The sequence below is a fragment of the Pseudomonas sp. ANT_H4 genome (assembly GCF_008369295.1).
Classification (GTDB): Bacteria; Pseudomonadota; Gammaproteobacteria; order Pseudomonadales; family Pseudomonadaceae; genus Aquipseudomonas.
This window is the reverse complement of sequence record NZ_VOBG01000007.1, coordinates 271,130-293,412: the sequence shown is the minus strand read 5'-3', so window position 1 is coordinate 293,412 and position 22,283 is coordinate 271,130. Positions and strand designations below refer to the sequence as shown.

Here is a 22,283-nt window from a genome sequence, read left to right as displayed (position 1 = left end):
CATCGCCGATGGTAGTGTGGGGTTTCCCCATGTGAGAGTAGGTCATCGTCAAGATTAAATTCCGAAACCCCATTTGCGAAAGCAGATGGGGTTTTGTTTTGGGCGATGGAAAAGTATGAGCGAGCGCGCCGGGAGCAAGCTCGACCCTAGAGTTGAAGCCCCGACAAATTTGCACAGTTATTTCTGAAGCAGAACACTAGAATAGGCACCTAACCTTTTTAGAGTTCGAGCCCTATATGCCGGATCCGGTTGATACCCTCAAGGTGTCAGACTTATCGCTGGACGACCTGGTGGCATGCCATGAGTGTGACTTGCTGATGCGCAAGCCAGAGCTTGCCCGTGGTGAAAAAGCCTTATGCCCGCGTTGTGGTTATGAGCTGTACGCCCATCGGCACAATGTCGTCGAGCGTAGCCTCGCCTTGGTGATCGCGGCGCTGCTGTTGTACATCCCTGCGAACTTTTTACCCATCATGCAGCTCAATCTACTCGGGCAGTCCTCGCAGGACACTGTGTGGAGCGGCGTTGTCGCCCTATTCAACACCGGGATGCAAGGCGTCGCCGTGGTGGTTTTCCTCTGCAGCATGGGCATTCCATTGCTCAAACTCATCTGCCAATTGGCGGTATTGCTGAGCATTCGTTGGAACGTCGGCCGCAGCTACGGCTTGCTGTTCTATCGCATTTATCACCATTTGCGGGACTGGGGAATGCTTGAGGTCTACCTGATGGGTGTGCTGGTGGCAATCGTAAAGCTGGCCGATATGGCTTCCATCACCGTAGGCTTGGGTTTGGCCTGTTTTGTCGGTCTGTTAATGGTCCAGGTGCTGCTGGAGGTGGTGATGTCACCTCACCAGATCTGGCAGGCGTTGTCAGGAGAGGATGCTCATGCGGGCGATTGATGCGGGCATTCTGATTTGTACCGAATGCCACGAGCTGAACAAGCAAGACCCGGACACTGACGAGCAAACCTGCAGCCGTTGCGGTGCATTGGTCCACGCTCGTCGTCCGAACAGCCTGATGCGTACTTGGGCCTTATTGATCACTGCGGCCATTTTGTACATCCCCGCCAACCTGCTGCCGATCATGACCGTCAGCTCCCTGGGGCAGGGCGATCCGAGCACCATCATGTCCGGGGTGATCCAATTGGTGCAGCATGGGATGTTCCCTATCGCGGCCGTAGTCTTTATTGCCAGTATCCTGGTGCCAACGTTCAAACTGGTGGGTATCGCTTTGCTGTTGTTCTCGGTGCAACGCCATCAGCCGCTTTCTGCGCGACAACGCATTATCATGTACCGCTTTATCGAATTCATTGGCCGCTGGTCCATGCTGGATATCTTCGTGATCGCCATCCTGGTGGCGGTCGTAAATTTTGGGCGACTTGCCAGTGTCGAGGCTAATCTCGGCGCTGTGGCTTTCTCCAGTGTGGTGATTTTGACGATGCTTGCCGCAGTAACTTTCGATCCCCGACTGATTTGGGATAACACGGAGTCGGACGACGACCATGACTGATTTGCCTAAGGCTAAAACCCGCCCAGCTTCGAACTGGTCGGCTATTTGGGTGCTGCCCCTGATTGCACTGGTGATCGGCGGCTGGCTGGGATGGCGCGCTTATAACCAGACGGGCATCGAGATCCAGGTTCGTTTTGAAAGCGGCGAAGGTATCCAGGCCAACAAGACCGAAGTGGTCTACAAAGGTATGTCTGTGGGCAAGGTCAAAACCCTGGCCCTCGATGATGAAGGCAATAATCGCGGGGTGATTGCTACCATCGAGATGAACAAGGACGTGGAGCAATACCTCAAGACCAACACCCGCTTCTGGCTGGTCAAACCCAGCGTCAGCCTGGCCGGAATTACCGGCCTGGAGACACTGGTCTCGGGTAATTACATTGCTGCCAGCCCCGGCGATGGAGAGTCTTCGCGCAAGTTCAAGGCGCTTTCCGAAGAGCCTCCACTATCGGATGCCAAGCCCGGCCTGCACCTGACCATCAAGGCCGAACGCCTCGGTTCGCTTAACCGGGGCAGCCCAGTGTTCTACAAACAGATCCAGGTGGGCCAGGTCAAAAGTTACCTGCTCTCCGAAGACCAGAGTACCGTTGAGGTCAAAGTCTACATCGAGCCAACCTACGCCAATCTGGTGCGTAAACATACGCGCTTCTGGAACGCCAGTGGCATCAGCATTGATGCCAACCTGTCCGGGGTCAAAGTGCGCAGCGAATCCCTGGCCAGCATCGTCGCCGGCGGTATCGCCTTCGCCACTCCTGAGAACCGCAAGGACAGCCCACCCACCGATCCAAGCCTGCCGTTCCGGCTGTACGAAGACTTTGACGCCGCGGCCGCAGGTATCCGGGTCAAGGTCAAACTCAGCGACTTCGAAGGCCTGCAGGCCGGCCGTACACCTGTGATGTACAAAGGCATTCAGGTCGGCAGCTTGAAGACCTTGAAGGTCGATCCAGACCTGTCCAGCGCCAGCGCCGAACTGACCCTCGATCCATTGGCCGAAGACTATCTGGTCCAGGGCACCCAATTCTGGGTGGTCAAACCCTCCATTTCCCTGGCCGGCATTACCGGTCTGGAAGCTCTGGTAAAGGGTAACTACATCGCCATCCGCCCCGGCGATAAAGGCACTGCCCCCCAGCGTGAGTTCGAGGCCCGGCCCAAGGCCCCCCCGTTGGACCTGCGTTCCCCAGGCTTGCACATGGTGCTGTTCACCGACAGCCTTGGCTCCCTGGAGGTTGGCAGTCCGATTCTCTACAAGCAGGTCAAGGTCGGTTCGGTACAGAGCTATCAATTCTCCCGCAAGCGCAAGCAACTGGTGATCGGTATCCATATCGAGAAGGAATACGAAGGCCTGGTCAACGGTTCTACCCGCTTCTGGAATGCCAGCGGCGTAACGCTCACTGGCGGTCTGACCGGCGGCATCCAAGTCAAGAGTGAATCCTTGCAGAGTCTGATGGCCGGCGGTATCGCCTTCGAGACGCCAGAGCAGAACGTACCCCTGAAAAAGCGCATACCACGTTTCCGCCTGTTCCCGGATCACGAAGCTGCCAATCAAAAGGGCACGCTGGTGACCATCAAGGTTGACCGTGCCGATGGTTTGCGCAGTGGCACGCCGGTTCGCTTCAAGGGTTTGGACGTGGGCAAGATTGAAAGCGTCGACCTGAGCGCCGATATGCAGTCCGTGATGCTCAGCGCACGTATCACCGAAGTGCCGGAACGTATTGCTCGCGTTGGCAGCCAGTTCTGGGTGGTCAAGCCTGAATTGAGCTTGATGAAGACGTCCAATCTGGAAACCCTGGTGACGGGCCAGTACATCGAGGTGCAACCTGCGGCGAAAAGCGCTGGCCCACAAAAGAGCTTTGTCGCCTTGGCCCAACCGCCTGAGGCTACCCAACAGGAAGCCGGCTTGAGCCTGGTGCTCAGTGCTGCCCGCCGTGGATCGTTGAAAGTCGGTGTGCCGGTGACCTACCGTGAAGTCACCGTGGGCAAGGTCACCGGTTACGAGCTGGGACAGACCGCTGACCGCGTGCTGATCCATATCTTGATCGAACCCAAGTACGCCCCACTGGTACGCACAGGCAGTCGGTTCTGGAACAGCAGCGGCTTCGGTGTCGACTTCGGCCTGTTCAAGGGCGCGACGGTACGCACCGAGTCCCTGGAGACCCTGATCCAGGGCGGCATCGCCTTTGCCACGCCAGATGGTGAGCGCATGGGCAATGCCGCACGTCCCGAGCAGACCTTCCCGTTGTTCGACAAGTTCGAAGACGAGTGGCTAATCTGGGCGCCGAAGATTCCTCTGGGTAAATAAACCCGAACCCATAAAAAAGGCCGCGATCCATTGGATCTCGGCCTTTTTTGCTTTCAGTGCAGCCAATCAGACCTCATCCAACTCCGGCTCGTCCGCCTGCACATTCACTGTCGCCTTCACTGCGTCGTGACGGCGAATGTACTTCCAGTCCGCCTCATCAATGTAGATCCCGTTCGGCCCGCTGCCGCCTTCCAGGTCAATGGCCACCTGGGCGGAAACCTGCGGCTTCACACTGGCCAGAATCGGCACGAAGCCCAGCTGCAAGCTTGTTTCCAGCAGCGCCGCCTGGTTCTTCTCGTCTATGTCTGCTGCCTCATCGAGGTAATACGGCAAGCGCACGCGCCCGGCCTGATCGCGGTCCATCAAGTGCAGCAACAAGTACATGTTGGTCAGCGCCTTGATGGTCATGGTGGTGCCGTTGGAGGCGGCGCCATCGATGTCGGTGTGAATCACCGGCTGACCGTTGACCTTGGTGATCTCAAATGCCAGCTCAAACAGATCCTTGAGGCCTAGCTGGTTATGGTTGGCGGCTACCAGGCGTGCCAGGTATTCCTTGGCCTCTTCGTTCTTGTTGTCCTGCTCGGCGCTCTGGCTCAAGTCGAACACCGACAGGGTTTCGCCTTCTTCATACTGACCGGCACTGTGGATGATCTGGTCGATATGCTTGAGGGCTTCCTTGTTCGGCGCCAGCACGATGCGGAAGCTTTGCAGGTTGGAGACCTGGCGCTTGTTGATCTCGCGGTTGAACAGCGCCAACTGGTGCTCAAGGCTGTCGTAGTCGCTGCGGATATTGCGCAGGGTTCGCGCGATATCGGTGACCGCAGCACGTCGCGCCTTGCCCAGAGTCAGGGCTTCGTCGGTACGGTGTGCGTAAGCGTTGATCAGCAGATGTAGACGACGCTCAACGTCATCCTCACTGTCGAATTTGGCCACGCCCTTGAGGCGCACCTGGGCGTACAGCGCTTCGATCTGGCCATCGCCGCGCAGCAAACCCTGCCAGCTATCCTGGTAGTCATTGAGCAGCGCCAGCAAGTTATCCATGGAGTCGTCGACCGGGTCCATAAACGGCGTGCCAAACGGCAAGTCCGCTGGCAACAGCTGACGACGACGCAAGGCGTCATCCAGCGTGCGCTGCTTGGCTTCCATGTCACCGATCTGGCGCCCCACCAGTTGCAGCTTGGCCGACAGTTGCTGGACGCGTTCGGTAAAGGCATCGCTGGAGCGTTTCAGTTCGTCTTGCGCCGCTTCCATCTGCGCCAGGTTTTCCAGCTTCTCGCCTTCCTCGGCGCTCAGGGTTTGCGCGCGGCGGAAGTCTTCCAAGGCTTTCTGCGCATCCAGCACCTGCTGGTACAGTGCCTCGGTCTGGGTCTTGCTCGCCGCGCGGTCGGAGGCCACGGCTTGCTGGGTTTTCAGTTGCTTGAGTTCTTTTTCCAGACGCTCTTTCTGGTCGCGCAATGCTGCGCGGTCAGCCAGGGCCTGCAACGCCGGCGGCTCGATGTGCGAGATGTCGATGGACAGCCCTGGCACTTCAAAGCGCTCGCCCTTGAATCCATCGAGGATCAGCTCCAGGGATTTGACCCACTGACCGTCGTCGTCCAGGGCAATGCCATGTTCACCCAATGGCAAGCTGAACAACGAGCTGTTGAACAGCCGCATCAGGCGCTCGACGTCCTGCTGGGAGAATTCTTCCCGCAGTTTGGCGTAGCTGTTGTTGTCGGCGTGATCGAGTTGTTGCTTGACCGACTTCAGGCGTTTTTCCAGGTCCCGCAGACGCTCATCCAGGTCCTCGGCGCTGAACTGGCGCGACTGCGCCAGGGCCCCCGCCAGCTCATCGTGAGCATCCTTGGCCGCGAGCAGTTGCTGCTCCAGCACCTTGACGTCATCCACCAGGGCAAAGCGATGCTTGAGCACCGACAACTCACCCAGCCAACGCTGAATACCGCTGATTTCCCGCTCCAGGCGCATCAGTTCCTGGGTGCCGCCGCGCTGGTCGTTCTGCAGCGAATCTTGTTCGTTGCGGTAGTGCTCGGCCTGGATCGTCAGTTCTTCCTTGCGTGCACCGGCGTAGTCCGACCAAGTGCCCAGCAACGAATCCAGCAGTGGCGACAGGCGGTGCAGCTTGCCACGCAGAATATCGCGGTGCTTCACGCCATTGGCCAAGGCTTCGACGAGAGGGCCAGCAGTCACCAGGGCGTTGTAGTCCTGCTCCATGCGTCTTACATCACGGAAAGCTTCTTCACACGCTGCGATGTAATCGACACTGCCAGAGCGCAAGCTGTGTTCGAAGGCATCGAGGAACAGTTGCTTAAGCTTGGCCGCAGTGATTTCGCGCATATGCAGCAGGTTGATAAACAACGCGCGGAAGGTCTTCAGGCTCTGCTCGCTGGTAGAGCGCAGCGGGATCAGCGTCAGGTCCAGCGCAATAGAGGTGTGACCACCCACCAGCAAACGGCGCAGCTCATCGGGCTTGAGTTCATAGGCTTTCAAGCCTTCACGCTCAAGGTTGGTGAACAGCTCTTTCTGCCGTAGGCAAGTATCGTTTTTCTGGTAGTGGGCCAGGTCCAGCTTGCCGGCGTAGGCAAAGAACTGGTGACCGAAACCACCCCCCGGGCCGCGACCGACCACGCCGATCACATGCGGGCCGTGCGGTAGTGCCACTTCCACCAGGATGTAGCTGGTGTCGGTAGCAAAGTAGAAACGCCGGGATTGCTCCAGGGTGTACTTGCCGAAACTCATGTCCGACATGCGCGCCAGGATCGGGAACTGCAAGGCGTTGATCGAAGCCGATTTACCCAGGTTGTTCGCGCCATACACCGACAGCGGCTCTTCCAGCGGGAACAAGCCCAGGCTGTAACCGGCGGTATTCAAGAGGGCGAAGCGGCGAATGCCGTAGCGTTCCTTGCTCATGCGTCGGTCTCCTGTTCTTCGGCAATGGCGCGGGCCATGGCGTCTTCTTCGCTGTCGTCGGTGAAGTCACTAAGGTCCAGCGGATCATTGGTCTTCAGCAATTTTTCGTCGTTGTCCTCATCGATCAACACCGGAGCCGGCAACGGCAACACGCTATGCAAGCTGGCCGCCAAATCGCGGTCCTGCTGTACGGACAGGCACACATCGAGGAATCGATGCATCGGCGGCAGGAAGCGGTAGATACCGTTCTCTTCACTGGCGAAACCGAGCTGTGTCATGCGGCGCATGATTTTTTCTTCCAGCTCTTCCTGGGTCTGCACTTCGGCCTGGATAAACAGGTCGCGGTACTTTTCCAGCAACGACGGCAGCTCATCGCGGCCCAGGCTGCCACCGTCGAGCACGGCAATCGGGTCGCGACCCTGGTCGGCCAGGTGCTCGACGATGATGAAGGTGAACAGTGCCAGGCGCTGGGCGGTCTTGTTGACCTGCGCGGCGGCGACGGCGGTGTCCGGGACGAAGTAATAGAAACCACGGGTATCGCATACCAGCTCAAAGCCCAGGGCCTTGAACAGCGTGCGGTACTGGTCCTGGAAGTTCGACAATTGCGCGTACAGCTCCGGGTCGCGGCGGCTGACGTGGTAACCCTTGAACAGCTCGCGAAAGATCGGTGCCAGCTGGGACAGTTCGGATAGATCAAAATGCATGCTGAGTACTTGCATAAGGGGTGCTCGCAGAATTCTCGGCGGCGTCAGGCGTGGCCGGGAGCAGGGCGAATGAGCGCAGGCTGACCTGGTGCTCGTGAGTGTGGTAATCCTGGCGTTCCAGACGTTCGCGCTTGAAGCGTTTTTCCCGCGACAGGCGTGAGAACCAGTACAGCAACTCGTCGGTCGCGCCGTCCGGTTCCTGCTCCAGCAGCCAGGTCATCAGGTCCGGCATCGGCAGGGCATCTTCGCAACGCTCCAGCATTTCCTTGACCGTGCGCGGTGCGCGAGGGGCTTCTCCCTTGTGGGATTTGTGTGCCTTGGGGAAGCGCGCAGGTTTGGGTTCGAAGTTCGCCAGGGCGTAGACATAAGCCTCGACCTGGCTGGCACTGCCGAGAAAGGTGCTTTGCGGCCGGGTAAACATTGGCATCGCCGCTTGCGGCACCGCGTCCAGGCCCTTGCGGCGAATCGCCGACAAGGCCAGCGCGGCGCCACGGGTCACGGCGTTGTGCCGGCGGGCCTCTTCGCGCAGCGGCAGCAGTAATTCGCGGGCATGACGCAAGGTCAGTTGGGCGCTGGTTTGCATTTCGAGGATGCGCGCGTGGGTGCGCAGCAGCATGTCATCATCCACCAGGTGGCCGAGGCGCTGCTGCTCAGTGAGCATGCGCAGCAGCACGTTTTCCACCTTGCGCACGCCTTGTTCGAAGGCGCCGTCGGCGTTCACCAGCTGGATCATCGGTTCTACGTATTCGTCCCAGGTCGCCAGGACTTCGGCGTAACGCTGGCGCAACGGGATCTGCCGGTCGCTGGTTTTGGCTCGATCGGCCACGGCGGCGAGGGCCTGTTCGTCGTTGGCGAGCTTTTTCAGCACGTCGCGCACGCGCATGTCCAGCAACCGCAGCTGCCGGGCCAGGTCGTGGCCGTCACGGATGTCGAAGGCGTCCTGGATATAACCGGCCAGGCGCTCAAGGTGGCGCAGGTAGGCTTCGATTTCCAGGCACAGGCCTAGCCGGTGCTCCTTGCGAAGATAGGCGAGGAAGTCGTGGATCTGCGCGTTGAGCTCGAAACGGTTCGGGCTCTTGGCGACAGGCACCAGGATATCCAGGCGAATCCACACGTCCAGCAGGCTGGTGATGTCCTGGGGCGTGCTGTCCAGTTGTTGGGCGGCCAGTTGCGCGCGCAGTTCGGCGAGGCTCAGGGTGCCTTGGTCGAAGTGTTCGCACAGAGGCTCAAGCAGGGCCCAGTGTTCGGCGAGGGCGCGCAAGACGCGCTTGGGTTCGATCATCGGAATGGCCGGCTGGTTGGCGATTAAAAGCAGCGATTGTACTGCATCCAAGATGGGATTTATCCACAGCCGGTCAGGGTGCTCCTGGATGGGCTTTAAACGCATCAACGGTGGGCGATCATCGTCGAAGGGCGGTAGAATCCCCATTCTTTAGTTATCCACAAGTGGCCGACCTTTGCTTATCGAGTCCCGACGTCGCGCTTACTTGACCGCCATGCAGGTGGTCAACTGGCTGCCACGCACCGAATTGCCCTTTGCCGCGCCTTCGCGGCCCGAGCTGTTGCAAGCGCTGGAACCTTACGAGCCTTTCGAGTCGTCTGGCGAGGAAGCGGCTTCGCCTGTAGCGGTGGTCAAACCTGCGGTTGAAGCGGTTGTTCGGCCGACAGAGCGGGTCAAGGTCGAAGTACCGCGTCGGTCGCCCGTTGCCAAACCGGCGATTGCAGAGCAGGCAGCCCCCGTGGTCAAGGCCCCGGTGGTGCTACCGCCGCGTTTTTCCCTGCAGTTGCTAAGGGCTGGACGCTGCCTGGTGCTGGTGGAGTTGCCCACCGGCGAGCGCTTCCAAACGCGCGACCCGGCGTATCTGCTGCTCAAGGACATGCTACGCGCCGCCGGCCTGCCGGACAGCCCGCAGATCGTCGGCGAACCGGTGCGCTGGCCGCTGCTGGTACGAGGCACTATGGACCAAGGCCCGGAAGCAGCACGGGATTTTGTCCAAGGCTTTGTCTCGGCCCGCCTGGAAGACGAACCTTGCGTCTGCCTGTGGCTGATCGGCCTGCCAGCCGTGCGTTTTGCCGGCGAGGCCAATGCCGAGTCCTGGTACCGCGAACTGCAGGTCGAAGGCCTCGGTTCAGTCTGGGCCCTGCCGGGCCTGGAATTATTAATGGAAGAGCCACAGCGTAAGGCTGATGTCTGGCAAGCCATGCGCCGGCTGATGGCGCGCTGGAAAAGTACCAATGAGTGAGGCTTTATCTTTCCGCCCGATGACCGAGGCGGACCTCGATGCTGTGCTGAAGATCGAATACGCAGCCTTCAGCCACCCCTGGACTCGCGGGATTTTTCTCGACGGACTGGGCAAGTACCAGATCTGGCTAATGTTTGAGGGTGAGCAACAGGTGGGGCATGGCGTGGTGCAGCTCATCCTCGATGAAGCGCACCTGCTGAACATCACTGTGAAGCCGGAAAACCAGGGCCGTGGCCTGGGCTTGAGCCTGTTGGAGCATTTGATGTCCCGCGCCTACGAGGCCAAGGCGCGCGAGTGCTTCCTGGAAGTACGTGACAGCAATACCGGGGCGTTTCGCCTGTATGAGCGCTATGGCTTTAATGAAATCGGCCGGCGTCGGGATTACTATCCGGCTGTAGGTGGGCGCGAGGATGCAGTCGTCATGGCCTGCACCTTGGTGGATTGAGTATAGAACTCATGTGGAAGCGAGCTTGCTCGCTCCCATAGTTAGAACCGCGTTGCTTCAGCGATTGCCATCCACCGGGTCCCGCTCCGCCATCTCCGCCTCATCCAGACCATTCCCGCCACCAATATCATCCTCATCAACGATGCTCAGGTCCCAATCCGCCGGCTCACCTTCCCCTGCTTCATGGGCATCGCGCGCACCATCTTCACGGATCAGCGTTTGCGGGCTCATATCGTCATCGGTCGCCTCATGATCGGCGGTCGAGGCTGCGGTCATCCCGGCTTCTCGCACCCGCTGCTCGGGCATCAAGTGTTCGCGTTCACCCCGCGGGAGCTCATTGCCAATTTCCGCCGTCGGCTCCTCCTCATCAAAGTCCAGCTCCCGCATCGAGCCCATGCGGTCTTCGTTGTCATCAATCGGCTCCGGTTGAGTGGCGCCGAAAGGACGTCGTGATTCAGTCATGGCTATTCCTCATAATGTGGGGCTTATAGTGTGTGGACAGGCGCGGCCCTTTAAGATTCAAGGTATTTTCCGTTCGACTATCTGCGTCCTGGACGTGACCCCGATGGGTGGTCGTCTGTCAAAGCTGCGCATGATTCCTGAGGCTGACCTGATGAACGAACTACAAGACCTGATTGATAACAATGAACGCTGGGCGGATGCGATCAAACAGGAAGATCCGGAATTCTTCGCCAAGCTCGCCCGTCAGCAAACCCCGGAATATCTGTGGATTGGCTGTTCGGACGCTCGTGTACCGGCCAACGAGATCGTCGGCATGTTGCCTGGCGACCTGTTTGTGCACCGTAACGTGGCCAATGTGGTGCTGCACACCGACCTTAACTGCCTGTCGGTGATTCAGTACGCCGTTGACGTCCTCAAGGTCAAGCACATCCTGGTCACCGGCCACTATGGCTGCGGCGGTGTGCGCGCCTCGATGCAGGACCGCCAACTCGGTCTGATTGATGGCTGGCTGCGCTCAATCCGCGACCTTTACTACGAAAACCGCGAAGTGCTGGGCCAATTGCTTACGGAAGAAGAGCGGGTCGACCGCCTCTGTGAGCTGAACGTGATCCAGCAAGTGGCCAACGTCGGCCACACCAGCATTGTGCAAAACGCCTGGCACCGTGGGCAGAGCCTGTCGATCCACGGCTGCATCTACGGGATCAAGGACGGTCGCTGGAAAAGCCTGAACGCCACCATCAGCGGCTTTGAGCAGTTGCCGCCGCAGTACCGTTTGCGTCCGGTAGGCGCTGTTTAAGGGCTTTTACGTTTGCGCCACTGTTCCATGAACAGCTGGCCTTCAGCGTTCAGCGGCTCCTTTATACCGGTGATCCAGCCCCGGCAGTTGCCGGCGCCGCAACGGCAAGGGAACTGCCGAAACAACACGTCTTCAGTGCTGGCGTAATCCATGGTCAGGAGGGTTCCGGCGGGGATGGCCTGGACCGACCACAGCTCCAGCTCGCTGATGTCGAGAAAAGTGTTCGGGTTGCAGGAGTGCAACAGTAGGCCGCTGCACCAGGGGTCATATAGGTGGATGCGAGCAGACACCTGTAGCGTATGCAGGCGTCGCTCGCCCAGGGTGTGCCCGGAGATATTGCCCATTTTTTGCGTAAGAAAATGCCTGCTGATTACCTGTCATTAAAGCGCCGGGATGCTCGCTGACGGGGCAGGCGCTGCGCTCTTCAATTGCTTGAGTTGAGCCTTGATCGCTGGCGTGGCGCACTTGGCCTTCGCTTGCTCGGGGGGGAACTCGCGAATTGAGGTATAGAACAACTCGCAGGTCTGCTCCTTGCGGGTCACTTGCCAGGTGTTCATACAACCTTTGAGTTGCACATTAGGATCGCTGGCGGGCTTTTGGCCCATTGCGGCCTGCCAGCAGGCAGCGCTCAAGTCCTGGCCCATGATTTTCAAGCCGGCATCGTCGGCTTTTTGTTCGTCGCCGTCGTAGGTGTCGGGGTTGGCGGCGTACCAGATGTAACTGGGGTGGTTGGCGCCCAATACCGCGACGTTGGCGCCTTCGGCTGGGCTGATCTGCGCGAGGCCCAGTACCGCCACACTCTGTCCGTACTGCTGCTTGATCCAACTGCGCACTGGCGCGCCGAACGCTACCATCGGCAACGAGCCGCTGGCGTTCTGGCTGAGTTCCTTGACCATCCGCGTCTGGTACTCGGTGAAGTAACCGTAGACCCCCTCCAAATCTTTGCCTGCCGTGGCGGGGGCGGCAATCGGTGCGATATCGATGATGGTCTGGTACTCCGGCGTCTGGGTCGCCGGGAGGCCGTTGGCGGTCAGCAGCGTGGCCCAACGGTCAGTGGTGGCTGATTCCAGGTAGTCCTGGAAGTGGGTCAGGGAATAGTCCGGCGGGAAGTGCAGCAGTTCGATGCTTTTGCGGTTTTCCAGCGCCATGCCCAACGGCAGGAACAGGTACCAGTTGAACTGCCACTTGCCGTCGCTGTTGAGTTTGCTGGCGCCCTGATAGGCCAGGTCTGCCGTGTTGAGCAGTGTGGTCAACGGCTGGCCGTAGCCGTCCGGCACACCGCTGAAGTGGGCCAGTATTTGACTCTGATCGTTTTTTACGCTGACTTTCGCTCGACTGTAACCATCACGCTGAAGGCTCTGGTTAAGGTAATGCTCAACGGTCTGCTCCAGCGTCAGCGGCCGAAAACAGATAACGCTGCAATTATTGGGATAGGCAAACAGTTGGGTGACCCGTTGCGGGGTGCCCAGCGGCACGATGACGTCAGCCTGTACGACCGCACTCAAGCTCAGTGCCGCCAGGGTGAAGGACAACCTGGTCAGTTTAAACATGCATGTTTCCTTGTCAGCGAAAGCCCGTCTGCGCGGGGTGAGTGCCCACCCTCACACAGTAGCGGTTGACCAGGAAACATGCGTGGGAAATCTGTTTTCTTGTCGCTATTGGGCAAGAGCGGCTACACCGTGAAGTGCAACGCATTGCTCAAGTCGCCGATGGGTTTCTGGCCTCGGGTGATCATGAACCTAACCGCACCTGTCACAATAACAGGCGCGGTTCAACTAAATTAAGGCATCACCGGCGGCAAATACGTCAACGTCGTCCCCAGCGCCCACAACAGAAACAGCACCAGCGGCGTATGCACCAGCAACTGCACAAACGAGAAACCAATCAAATCCCGCGCCTTCAACCCCAGCACACCCAGCAGCGGCAGCATGTAGAACGGGTTGATCAGGTTGGGCAGCGCCTCGGCGGCGTTATAGATCTGCACCGCCCAGCCCAGGTGATATTGCAGGTCGTTGGCCACTTGCATCACATAAGGGGCTTCGATGATCCACTTGCCGCCACCCGACGGAATAAAGAACCCCAGCACCGCTGAGTACACGCCCATCAGCAGGGCGTAAGTGTCGTGGGAAGCTATAGAGGTGAAAAATGTCGAGATATGGTGGGCCAACGTCTGCCCGTCGCCGCCCTTTACCACTGTCATCAGCGCCGCGATGGAACCATACAACGGGAACTGGATCAGCACCCCGGTGGTGGTTGGCACTGCGCGGGCCACCGCGTCGAGGAAACTGCGCGGGCGCCAGTGCAACAATGCCCCCACCATCAGGAACAAAAAGTTGTAGGTGTTTAGCCCCGAAATAGCGCTGATCGCCGGCTTGGTGGAGAACTCATGGAACAGCCACCCGGCCGCCAGCAAGGCCAGCAGGATGGTCAGCAATGGGCTGTGCTCCAGCCATTCGCCGGGGCGGGTCGGTGGTTGCGGCTTGGGCAGGTTAAATGCCGGATCGACTCCGCAGGCCTTGGCGTCACGGGCGGAGTTGGGTCCAGGCGCGGTGACGTAAGCGATGACCAGCGACACCACAATCAACGCCAGCAACAGCACGCCCGATTGCCAGAGAAAGATGGTCTCGGTGAAGGGAATCATCCCGGTGATCGACAGAATCGACGGCGGCAGGCTGGCCGGGTTGGCCTGCAACTGCGCTGCCGACGACGACAGCCCCAGGGCCCATACCGCGCCGAGGCCCAGGTACGCGGCGGCACCGGCGGCGCGGTAGTCCATGCGCAAGTCAGTACGGCGGGCCAGAGCGCGCACCAGCAAACCGCCGAAGACCAGGGACAAGCCCCAGTTGAGCAGCGAGGCGACCATGGAAATCAACGCTACCCAAGCCACAGCGGAGCGGCCGTTTTTGGGAATGCGCGCCAGGCGATCAATCAACTTTACGGCCGGCGGCGAACTGGCGACCACATAACCGCCAATCACCACGAAGGCCATTTGCATGGTGAACGGGATCAGGCTCCAGAAACCATCACCGAAGGCTTTGGCAGCCTCGGTCGGTGCTGCGCCCATGCTCAAGGTCGCTACGGCGACAATGATCACGGCAAGGGCGGCAAACACCCAGGAATCGGGAAACCAGCGCTCGGCAAAGTTCGAGCACCGCAGGGCAAAGCGGGCATAGCGGCTATCTTCGATAGGATCGGCCACGTTGGAGTACCTCTTGTAGTTATTATGGGGGCGGCAGGGTGTTCGCAAGGTATTGCCGCATCTTGGCCCACGGGCATTTATTTGGGAATGTTGTTATTTTCATGGATCAATGAGTAAAACGAATATATCGGCTGTGATTGCCAGGATTCGACTCAGCTCATAACCTGCATGCCATTTGTTTGTCTGCCGAGCTTCTTCATGACTGCCACCGCTTATCCACAGGCGCAGCGTTTCTCCCGCTCCGACTACAAAACCCTGGGCCTGGCCGCCCTGGGCGGTGCCCTGGAAATCTACGATTTCATTATTTTCGTGTTTTTTGCCCTGACCCTGAGCCAACTGTTCTTCCCCCCGGAAATGCCCGAATGGCTGCGCCTGCTGCAAAGCTTCGGCATCTTCGTCACCGGCTACCTGGCGCGGCCCCTGGGTGGAATCCTGATGGCGCACTTCGCCGATCACCTGGGACGCAAACGGGTGTTCAGCCTGAGCATCCTGATGATGGCGCTGCCGTGCCTGCTGATCGGCATCATGCCCACCTACGCGCAAATTGGCTATTTCGCGCCGTTGATACTGCTGGTGCTGCGGGTACTTCAAGGTGCCGCGGTGGGCGGTGAAGTACCGAGCGCCTGGGTGTTCGTCGCCGAGCACGCACCGGCCAATCACCGTGGTTATGCCCTGGGATTCCTGCAGGCCGGCCTGACCTTCGGCTACCTGCTCGGCGCACTGACGGCAACATTACTGGCGCAAGTATTCACCCCGGCCGAGATCCTCGACTACGCCTGGCGCTTTCCGTTTCTGTTGGGCGGTGTGTTTGGCGTGATCGGCGTCTGGCTACGGCGCTGGCTTAGCGAAACCCCCGTGTTCCTGGCGATGCAGGCCCGTCGCAAGACGGATACGGAAATGCCCCTGCGCACCGTTTTGCGTGAACACCGCCACGCACTGCTGCCGGCGATGATCCTCACCTGCGTGCTGACCTCGGCGGTGGTCGTTCTGGTGGTCATCACCCCGACCATGATGCAGAAAACCTTCGGCATGACCCCAAGCCACACTTTCGCCCTGAGCAGTCTGGGCATCGTTTTCCTGAACATCGGCTGCGTCCTTGCCGGCCTGCTGGTGGACCGCATCGGCGCCTGGCGTGCAGTGCTGGTCTACAGCCTGCTGCTGCCGATGGGGATTGCCGTGCTCTACGCCAGTTTGATCGCGGGCGGCGTCTGGCTCGGTGCGGCTTACGCTATCGCCGGCTTGAGTTGCGGCGTGGTAGGCGCGGTGCCGTCGGTGATGGTCAGCCTGTTTCCGGCGCAAATTCGCGTCTCGGGGATCTCCTTCACCTACAACATTGCCTACGCCCTGTGGGCCAGCACCACACCGCTGATGTTGATCGCGTTGATGCCCACCCGTCCATGGATATGCGTGGGGTATTGCGTGGTGATGGGGGCAGTGGGGGCGGTGAGTGCGGCGCACTTCGGCAAGCGCCACACCTTGGCGGGAGAATCGTTACATCAGAAAGTGCCACACCCAGATCACTAAGCCAGAGCTTCCGTGTGCTGTTTTGGTGCGATCAGCGGCTAGTCACGCGCCTCCAATACATAGCCCACACTCCGTAGGGTGTGGATCAGCTTGTGATCGAACGGGTCATCGATCTTCGCCCGCAGGCGGCGGGTCACCCGCGCCATCGCGGCGCATGTACACCGCGTTGGCGTTGCTGTAGTCAGCGCCGGTGCCTTTGCCGTAGCGGGTCATGAACGACAGGCCGGGAATGCTGAAGGTCTGCATGTCCAGGTCGTAGCGCGCCATCCATGAGCGCTCCTTGGGTGAGTTGCAGTCGCTGTACTGGATCGAGTTGTCGAGGAAGATCGAGTCCGACTGGCGCAAGTAATCGAAGTCGTCATCGCCGTTGTTGCACTGGTGCGACAGGGCCAGGCGATGCGCGCCGACCTTCACGCCGAGCCGGGCGCTCCAGATGCTGTTATCGAATTCGCCCAACAGCTTCTTGCCCTCGTCCACCGCCTTCTAGTAATTAAAACCGCCAAACACCGATGGCGGTCGATTGGCTCATGGCATGCAGGAGCCCGCCTTGCAAGTTCAAGCCTTCCAGGCTGGTGTTTTCCAGGGTGACGCCGCGAAAGCTTTCCGGCAACAAGCGCGAGTCACCGTAGTGCACCACCGGCGTTTGCGGGAACACATCACCGACCTTGATCACGGTATCCAGCAGACGCATTTTCGCGGCGCCACCAAGTTTGCTGTAGCCATCTTCGGGACGGTTGTCGCTGTCTACCGGCATCACGCTGAACGACCCCTTGCCGCCGCTGCGCCCGGAGCCCGAATCCAGCTTCAAACCATACATCGCAAAGGCATCCAGGCCAAAACCTACTGTGCCCTGAGTGAACCCTGACTCGAACTTGCCGATCAGCCCTTGCGCCCAAGCCTCTGAATAGCCGTTGCCGGTGGGGCTGGACTGGCCTTTGCGGTCATTACGATTGAAGTAAAAGTTGCGCGCCAGCACGTTCAAGGTACTGCCATCGATAAAACCTTCGGGTTTATCTTCCACGGCCATGCTCGCCAGCGGCGTACATCCGGCCAATACGGAGATTATTGAAAGGTACGTTTGCGGTTAGTGCAGATGTAGCGCTCCTTGGTATTGGCAGCTATTAGCTTTTTTGGTCGCCAGGTGCAGGCCTATCGGTATGGCATGAAGCTGGACATCGCCAGGGTGGTTAGCGTCACGCCACCGATTCGCGCTTGCAAGGCCGTGCCCTCGCGCATGACTTATGAGGACTCCAGCGGCACCCTCAATACCCTCGAATATCAGGTGATGGGCCTGTGCCGTAATAACGGCAGTTGAGGGGCTGGAAAAATATAGTTGGGTGTGGCGCTAAAGCCCTCTTCAGAAAACGCCGCGAGCGCCGATGGTTAGACAGATCGCTGTTCTCACTGGCTATTTTTACTTGCCCATCGGTGCCCCCATGTTCAACACCCGCTTGAAGCAGGAGCTGTCCGCTCTTCGCGAAGAATTGTCCAGCCTGCAGCAAGTCAAGGAGAGCCTGGAGAGCGAAATGCTTGCCCTGACGCTTGATCCAAAAGGGCACATCGAGTCGGTCAACCAAAACTTTCTTCAGGAGATGGCCTACAAGGCGGGTGACTTGCTCGGCCGTGCGATCGAGGACTTTGTCCCAGCCCATGTGAAGCAGGATGAGTTCCAGAAGCGCTTTAAAAACGCCCTCAGCCGTGGCGAACACTTTGCCGGTACCGTGCGCCTGCTGCGTGGCAACGGCAAGGAAGCCTGGCTGCGCTCCATCGTGCAACCGGTACGCAGCGCCGATGGGCGCATCAAGCATTTTTCGGTGTACTCCAGCGATCTGACCCGCACCATCGAGGCATCCCGCGAGCACGAAAACCTGATCACGGCGCTGGTGCGTTCCACAGCGGTGATCGAGTTCGACCTCAATGGCAATGTCCTCACCGCCAACGAGCGTTTCCTCAATGGTATGGGCTACAGCCTGGCGCAGATCCAGGGCAAACATCACCGTACGTTCTGTCAACCGGAGGACTACAACAGCGCCGAGTACCAGGCCTTCTGGAAACGCCTGAGTGCCGGTGAATTTGTCGCTGATCGCTTCAAGCGCATCGACTCCCATGGCCGGGTGGTTTGGTTGGAAGCGTCCTACAACCCGGTGGTCGATGCCAACAACCGGCTGTACAAAGTGGTCAAGTTCGCCACGGTGATCACCGATCAGGTCAATCAGGAGCAGGCGGTTGCCGAGGCCGCTAACATTGCCTACAGCACTTCCCTGCAAACCGACAGCAGTGCCCAGCGCGGCACCACTGTCGTGACCCAGGCGGTGGACGTGATGCGTGACCTGGCCAAGCACATGCAGCAGGCGGGCGAGGGCATCGAAGCACTCAATGCCCAGTCCCAGGTGATTGGCAGTATCGTCAAGACCATTAGCGGGATTGCCGAGCAGACCAACCTGCTGGCGCTCAACGCCGCCATTGAAGCTGCCCGCGCCGGGGAACAGGGGCGCGGCTTTGCGGTGGTGGCCGATGAGGTCCGGCAGTTGGCCTCGCGCACCAGCAAAGCCACCGAGGAAATCGTCGGGGTGGTGCGTCAGAACCAGGACATGGCCCGGGATGCGGTGGCGTTGATGACCGATGGCCGACTCCAGGCCGAGCAAGGCTTGGCCCTGGCGGCGGAAGCGGGCACGGTGATCGTGGAAATCCAGGACGGCGCGCAGAAAGTGGTCAGTGCGGTGGGGCAGTTTGCCAATCAGCTGGCTACCTAACTTCCGTGCTTGTCGTAGTGTTGGGTTGCGCGTGGATTTCAAAGTGCAGCATGTCGAACCACTGCCCATGGAACAGAAAACTTTTGCGTGAGTGGCCGTACTGAGTGAAGCCGCTGCGCTCCAGCACCCGCAGGGAGCCTGGGTTTTCCGGGCGCACCGTGGCTTCGATGCGCAGCAGGGCGTGCTCTTCAAAGGCTTTTTTCAAGCCTAGCCCCACGGCTTGCCGGGCGAGGCCGCGCCCGGTGTGGTCGGCGCCCATGCGGTAACCCAGGGACGCCGAATGGAAGTACCGGCGCCGGACTTGGGTAAAGTTGATCCGTCCCACCAGAACCCCGTTCTCGCGCACCAGATACTGATAGGCACGGTCTTCATTGGCTTCCAGCAGGGCGGTCTCGATTGCCCGGGTTACGCCGTCGACGCTGTAGTAAGTGTCGGGTCTGGCGTTGACCCAGCTTTCGAAGTACGCCCGATTCCCCAGCTCGAAGGCCAGCACTTCGTTCACGTCATCCCACTGCGGGGGCGTCAATGTCAGGTTCATCCTTGTAAAGCCTCGCGGTCGCTGTAACGAACGTTATCTTCATCTCACAACCCAGAGTGTGGGTTCAAGTTTCAGGTGGCTGGGCATGAAGCTTTAAACCTACCATCGCGCCTGCCTCAGCGCCCGAGCATCTTCACCCAGCGTGACGGCGGCAACCCGAAGGTGCTGCGAAATTGCCGGGTCATATGGCTTTGGTCGGTGAAACCTGCGGTCAGCGCGGCGTCGACCATCGACTGGCCCTGCACTAGCAGGCTGCGCACCAGGTCCAGGCGGCGCATGGTCAGGTAGCGATAGGGACTGGTGCCGAACAGCAGGCGAAAATCGCGCGACAATGCCCAGCGATCCCGGCCGCTGTGTTCGGCCATTTCATCCAAAGTGATGGTGCGGCCCAGGGCGCTGTGGATAAATTCCCGGGCACGTTCGGCGGCTCGGTAATCGAAGGTCTTGCGACTGGTGCTGATGCCCGATGCGTTATTCAGGGCATGGGCCAGGTCGAACAGTGCGTCCTGTTCCTGCAACGGATCAATCGGGCAATCCAGGCTTTGCAGCAGCACTTCACTGGCCCGGTACAGCCACGGGTCGCTGGACAGACCATTGTGGATAAACGGCAACGGCTTGCCGCCGAGAATCTGCTGGATCAGCGCCGGTTCGACATAGATCATCCGGTACTTGAAACCTTGCGCGCTGCCGGCATAACCGTCGTGGACTTCATCGGGGTGCAAGACCATGGTCCCGCCCGGCAGGCTGTGACTCTGGGCCCCGCGATAGTGAAAGCTCTGCACGCCAAACAGGGTGCGGCCGATGGCGTAGGTGTCGTGGCGATGGGGGTCGTAGCCAAACCCGGCAAAATACGCCTCGATGCGCTCCAGCCCACTGGCGTGGGGGGCGCGGTGCAGCCAGTCGAGAGTGGGTTTGGTCATGGCAGAGCGGCATATTGGGATATAGATACGTTAACCCAGTGTGAATCAGCTGTCTGCCGGGGTCTTGAACGATCGTGCACGCAGTGGGCAGACAGCTCCGTTGGCCGGGTCTATGATTCGTGTTCGTGCACTGACCTGGCGGAACCCTTACATGGATTTTTTCAATCCTGCCTATGCCGCGCCGCTGGTGTCGCTGGCCCTGCTCTGGGCCGTCGCCGTGGTGACGCCGGGACCGAATTTCTTCAATACCGCGCAGTTGGCCGCCAGTTGCTCGCGCCGCCACGGTGTGGTGGCGTCTTGCGGCGTGGCCACCGGCACGGTGATGTGGGGTTTGGCCGGCGGGTTGGGGATCAAGTCGCTGTTTACCGCAGCGCCTATGCTGTACCTGGCGTTCAAGATCATCGGCGGTTGCTACCTGATTTACCTGGGATTGAAGTTGTTCAAGCGCGCAGCACCCGCCATGGATCAGGCCCTGTTGCCTGATGAGCCTCAGCGCTCGCTGTTTTCCGCCTGGCGCCTGGGATTGCTTGGCAATCTGTCCAACCCCAAGGCGGCGCTGTTTGTCGCCACCATCTTCGCCTCCACCATGGCTGTGTCGCCCTCGCCGATGTTGTTGACGCTGGCGGTGATCACCATGGCGAGCCTGTCATTCAGTTGGTACTCCTGCGTGGCGCTGGTGTTTTCCAGCGAGCGGATGGCCAACGTCTACAGCCGTTCGCGCAAGTGGCTAGACCGCTTTGCCGGCAGTTGCTATGTGCTGTTCGGCGCGCATCTGGTGACTACTCGCTGAGATCAGCGCATAGGAAAAAGTGCCACAGCCCCTTTAAGTTGATGCAAGCCTGGTGTTAAGTAGCGTGACTTTTCAGAACACGTTCAACGCGAGGCCAGTCATGAGCAAGTTGCGGGTAGGTATTATTTTTGGTGGGCGTTCGGCCGAGCACGAGGTGTCGTTGCAGTCGGCACGTAACATCGTCGATGCCCTGGACCGTTCGCGCTTCGAGCCGGTGCTGATTGGCATCGACAAGGCCGGCCACTGGCACCTCAATGACACCTCCGATTTTCTGATCAACCAGGAAAACCCTGCGTTGATCGCCCTCAACCAGTCCAGCCGCGAGTTGGCCGTGGTTCCGGGAAAGGCCAGCCAGCAATTGGTGGAAACCTCTAGCCAGACCTTGCTGGAACACGTCGACGTAATCTTCCCCATCGTCCATGGCACCCTTGGCGAAGACGGTTGCCTGCAAGGCCTGCTGCGCATGGCGGACTTGCCGTTTGTTGGCTCTGACGTATTGGGTTCGGCGGTGTGCATGGACAAGGACATCAGCAAGCGCCTGCTGCGCGATGCCGGGATTGCGGTGACGCCGTTTATCACCCTCAACCGTGGCAACGCTGCCCGTACCTCGTTCCAGCAGGCGCAGCACAAACTTGGTTTGCCGATGTTCGTCAAGCCGGCGAACCAGGGCTCTTCGGTGGGCGTGAGCAAAGTCGGCAACGAAACCGAGTACCTCGCCGCCGTTGAACTGGCCCTGGGCTTTGATGAAAAAGTGCTGGTGGAGTCGGCGGTCAAAGGCCGGGAAATCGAATGTGCCGTGCTGGGCAATGACAACCCTATCGCCAGCGGTTGCGGCGAGATTGTGGTGCGTGATGGGTTCTATTCCTACGACAGCAAATACATCGACGACCAGGCCGCCCAAGTGGTGGTGCCAGCGGCTATCAGCGTCGAAGCCAGCGAGCGTATTCGCACCCTGGCCATCGAAGCCTTCCAAACCTTGGGCTGCGCCGGGCTGGCGCGGGTCGACGTATTCCTCGCTGACGACGGCCAAGTGCTGATCAACGAAATCAACTCACTGCCCGGCTTCACCCGCATCAGCATGTACCCCAAGCTGTGGCAGGCCGCCGGCATGAGCTATAGCGAACTGGTCAGCCGCTTGATCGAGCTGGCGCTGGAGCGGCATGCAGGGCGTAAGGGTTTGAAGATCAGTCGTTAAGTGAA

Annotated in this window: 18 protein-coding genes and 5 pseudogenes; 12 read left to right on the top strand and 11 right to left on the bottom strand. The window is 59.6% G+C overall.

Translation table 11 applies throughout. The features are described from left to right. Positions 1-236: 236 nt before the first annotated feature. From FQ182_RS12205 to FQ182_RS12195, 3 genes are read left to right on the top strand one after another with little or no spacing between them, the layout of a single operon-like run. Positions 237-896: a paraquat-inducible protein A gene (locus FQ182_RS12205; RefSeq protein ID WP_149411793.1), complete on the top strand. Its 660-nt coding sequence runs from the start codon at positions 237-239 to the stop codon at positions 894-896. After that, positions 883-1,506 carry a paraquat-inducible protein A gene (locus FQ182_RS12200; protein WP_149411792.1) on the top strand — a complete coding sequence of 208 codons (624 nt, stop codon included), beginning with the start codon at positions 883-885 and terminating at the stop codon, positions 1,504-1,506. Before FQ182_RS12205 ends, FQ182_RS12200 begins: the two co-directional genes overlap by 14 nt. After that, positions 1,499-3,802, top strand: a complete 2,304-nt coding sequence (locus FQ182_RS12195; RefSeq protein WP_149411791.1) for a PqiB family protein — start codon at positions 1,499-1,501, stop codon at positions 3,800-3,802. The genes FQ182_RS12200 and FQ182_RS12195 overlap by 8 nt, the downstream gene beginning before the upstream one ends. 66 nt (positions 3,803-3,868) lie before the next feature. Here the strand turns inward: FQ182_RS12195 and mksF are convergent, their stop codons facing one another. Genes mksF through mksB form a run of 3 tightly spaced genes read right to left on the bottom strand, consistent with a single transcriptional unit; the run spans position 3,869 to position 8,695 of the window. Next, positions 3,869-6,709, bottom strand: coding sequence for an Mks condensin complex protein MksF (mksF, locus tag FQ182_RS12190; RefSeq protein ID WP_149411790.1), 2,841 nt, complete (start codon positions 6,707-6,709; stop codon positions 3,869-3,871). After that, entirely contained in the window at positions 6,706-7,413 is a 708-nt protein-coding gene (gene mksE / locus FQ182_RS12185; RefSeq protein WP_149411789.1) for an Mks condensin complex protein MksE, read from the bottom strand. Before mksE ends, mksF begins: the two co-directional genes overlap by 4 nt. After that, positions 7,403-8,695: an Mks condensin complex protein MksB gene (gene mksB / locus FQ182_RS12180; RefSeq protein WP_149411804.1), complete on the bottom strand. Its 1,293-nt coding sequence runs from the start codon at positions 8,693-8,695 to the stop codon at positions 7,403-7,405. The genes mksE and mksB overlap by 11 nt, the downstream gene beginning before the upstream one ends. Positions 8,696-8,909: 214 nt before the next feature. Between mksB and FQ182_RS12175 the strand changes: the two genes are divergently transcribed. Further along, a complete protein-coding gene (locus tag FQ182_RS12175) occupies positions 8,910-9,656 on the top strand; it encodes an energy transducer TonB (RefSeq protein ID WP_149411803.1) in 747 nt (248 codons plus the stop codon). Further along, the gene (rimI, locus tag FQ182_RS12170) at positions 9,649-10,101 is read left to right on the top strand and encodes a ribosomal protein S18-alanine N-acetyltransferase (RefSeq protein WP_149411788.1); all 453 of its coding nucleotides are present in this window, start codon (positions 9,649-9,651) and stop codon (positions 10,099-10,101) included. Before FQ182_RS12175 ends, rimI begins: the two co-directional genes overlap by 8 nt. A 57-nt stretch (positions 10,102-10,158) precedes the next feature. On the opposite strand, the gene FQ182_RS12165 is transcribed toward rimI, so the two are convergent. After that, entirely contained in the window at positions 10,159-10,563 is a 405-nt protein-coding gene (locus FQ182_RS12165; RefSeq protein WP_149411787.1) for a serine kinase/phosphatase, read from the bottom strand. A 151-nt stretch (positions 10,564-10,714) separates the two neighbouring features. Between FQ182_RS12165 and can the strand changes: the two genes are divergently transcribed. Continuing rightward, positions 10,715-11,359 carry a carbonate dehydratase gene (gene can / locus FQ182_RS12160; RefSeq protein ID WP_149411786.1) on the top strand — a complete coding sequence of 215 codons (645 nt, stop codon included), beginning with the start codon at positions 10,715-10,717 and terminating at the stop codon, positions 11,357-11,359. Here the strand turns inward: can and FQ182_RS12155 are convergent. The 3 genes and pseudogenes from FQ182_RS12155 to FQ182_RS12145 form a co-directional block, all read right to left on the bottom strand. Then, positions 11,356-11,691 (bottom strand): annotated as a pseudogene (locus tag FQ182_RS12155) (SET domain-containing protein-lysine N-methyltransferase); the annotation flags it as partial. The gene can and the pseudogene FQ182_RS12155 overlap by 4 nt on opposite strands. A gap of 48 nt (positions 11,692-11,739) precedes the next feature. Further along, positions 11,740-12,909, bottom strand: coding sequence for a hypothetical protein (locus FQ182_RS12150; RefSeq protein WP_149411785.1), 1,170 nt, complete (start codon positions 12,907-12,909; stop codon positions 11,740-11,742). Positions 12,910-13,139: 230 nt separating this feature from the next. Continuing rightward, positions 13,140-14,558, bottom strand: a complete 1,419-nt coding sequence (locus FQ182_RS12145) for a short-chain fatty acid transporter (protein WP_149411784.1) — start codon at positions 14,556-14,558, stop codon at positions 13,140-13,142. Between the two features lie 198 nt (positions 14,559-14,756). Here FQ182_RS12145 and FQ182_RS12140 point away from each other — a divergent pair, with 198 nt between their 5' ends. Continuing rightward, positions 14,757-16,082, top strand: coding sequence for an MFS transporter (locus FQ182_RS12140; protein WP_149411783.1), 1,326 nt, complete (start codon positions 14,757-14,759; stop codon positions 16,080-16,082). Positions 16,083-16,120: 38 nt separating this feature from the next. Here the strand turns inward: FQ182_RS12140 and FQ182_RS12135 are convergent. Together FQ182_RS12135 and FQ182_RS12130 are read right to left on the bottom strand one after the other, a co-directional pair. After that, positions 16,121-16,213: pseudogene (locus FQ182_RS12135) on the bottom strand (winged helix-turn-helix domain-containing protein); the annotation flags it as partial. Continuing rightward, positions 16,212-17,109: pseudogene (locus FQ182_RS12130) on the bottom strand (OprD family outer membrane porin); the annotation flags it as partial. The pseudogenes FQ182_RS12135 and FQ182_RS12130, both read right to left, overlap by 2 nt. Positions 17,110-17,220: 111 nt before the next feature. Between FQ182_RS12130 and FQ182_RS12125 the strand changes: the two are divergent. From FQ182_RS12125 to FQ182_RS30900, 3 genes and pseudogenes are all read left to right on the top strand, one after another. Next, positions 17,221-17,397 (top strand): annotated as a pseudogene (locus FQ182_RS12125) (DUF2790 domain-containing protein); the annotation flags it as partial. Between the two features lie 64 nt (positions 17,398-17,461). Next, positions 17,462-18,247 (top strand): annotated as a pseudogene (locus FQ182_RS30905) (PAS domain-containing protein); the annotation flags it as partial. Positions 18,248-18,403: 156 nt separating this feature from the next. After that, positions 18,404-18,835 carry a methyl-accepting chemotaxis protein gene (locus FQ182_RS30900; RefSeq protein ID WP_371923877.1) on the top strand — a complete coding sequence of 144 codons (432 nt, stop codon included), beginning with the start codon at positions 18,404-18,406 and terminating at the stop codon, positions 18,833-18,835. Here FQ182_RS30900 and FQ182_RS12115 read toward each other — a convergent pair. Then, the gene (locus FQ182_RS12115; RefSeq protein ID WP_149411781.1) at positions 18,828-19,373 is read right to left on the bottom strand and encodes a GNAT family N-acetyltransferase; all 546 of its coding nucleotides are present in this window, start codon (positions 19,371-19,373) and stop codon (positions 18,828-18,830) included. The genes FQ182_RS30900 and FQ182_RS12115 overlap by 8 nt on opposite strands. Before the next feature lie 116 nt (positions 19,374-19,489). Then, positions 19,490-20,293: an AraC family transcriptional regulator gene (locus FQ182_RS12110; protein ID WP_149411780.1), complete on the bottom strand. Its 804-nt coding sequence runs from the start codon at positions 20,291-20,293 to the stop codon at positions 19,490-19,492. Between the two features lie 151 nt (positions 20,294-20,444). On the opposite strand from FQ182_RS12110, the gene FQ182_RS12105 reads away from it, so the two are divergent. Next, on the top strand, positions 20,445-21,083 hold the full coding sequence (locus FQ182_RS12105; RefSeq protein ID WP_149411779.1) for a LysE family transporter: 639 nt from the start codon (positions 20,445-20,447) through the stop codon (positions 21,081-21,083). Between the two features lie 100 nt (positions 21,084-21,183). Further along, complete coding sequence (gene ddlA / locus FQ182_RS12100) at positions 21,184-22,278, top strand: D-alanine--D-alanine ligase (RefSeq protein WP_149411778.1); 1,095 nt, start codon at positions 21,184-21,186, stop codon at positions 22,276-22,278. Positions 22,279-22,283: the final 5 nt, after the last annotated feature.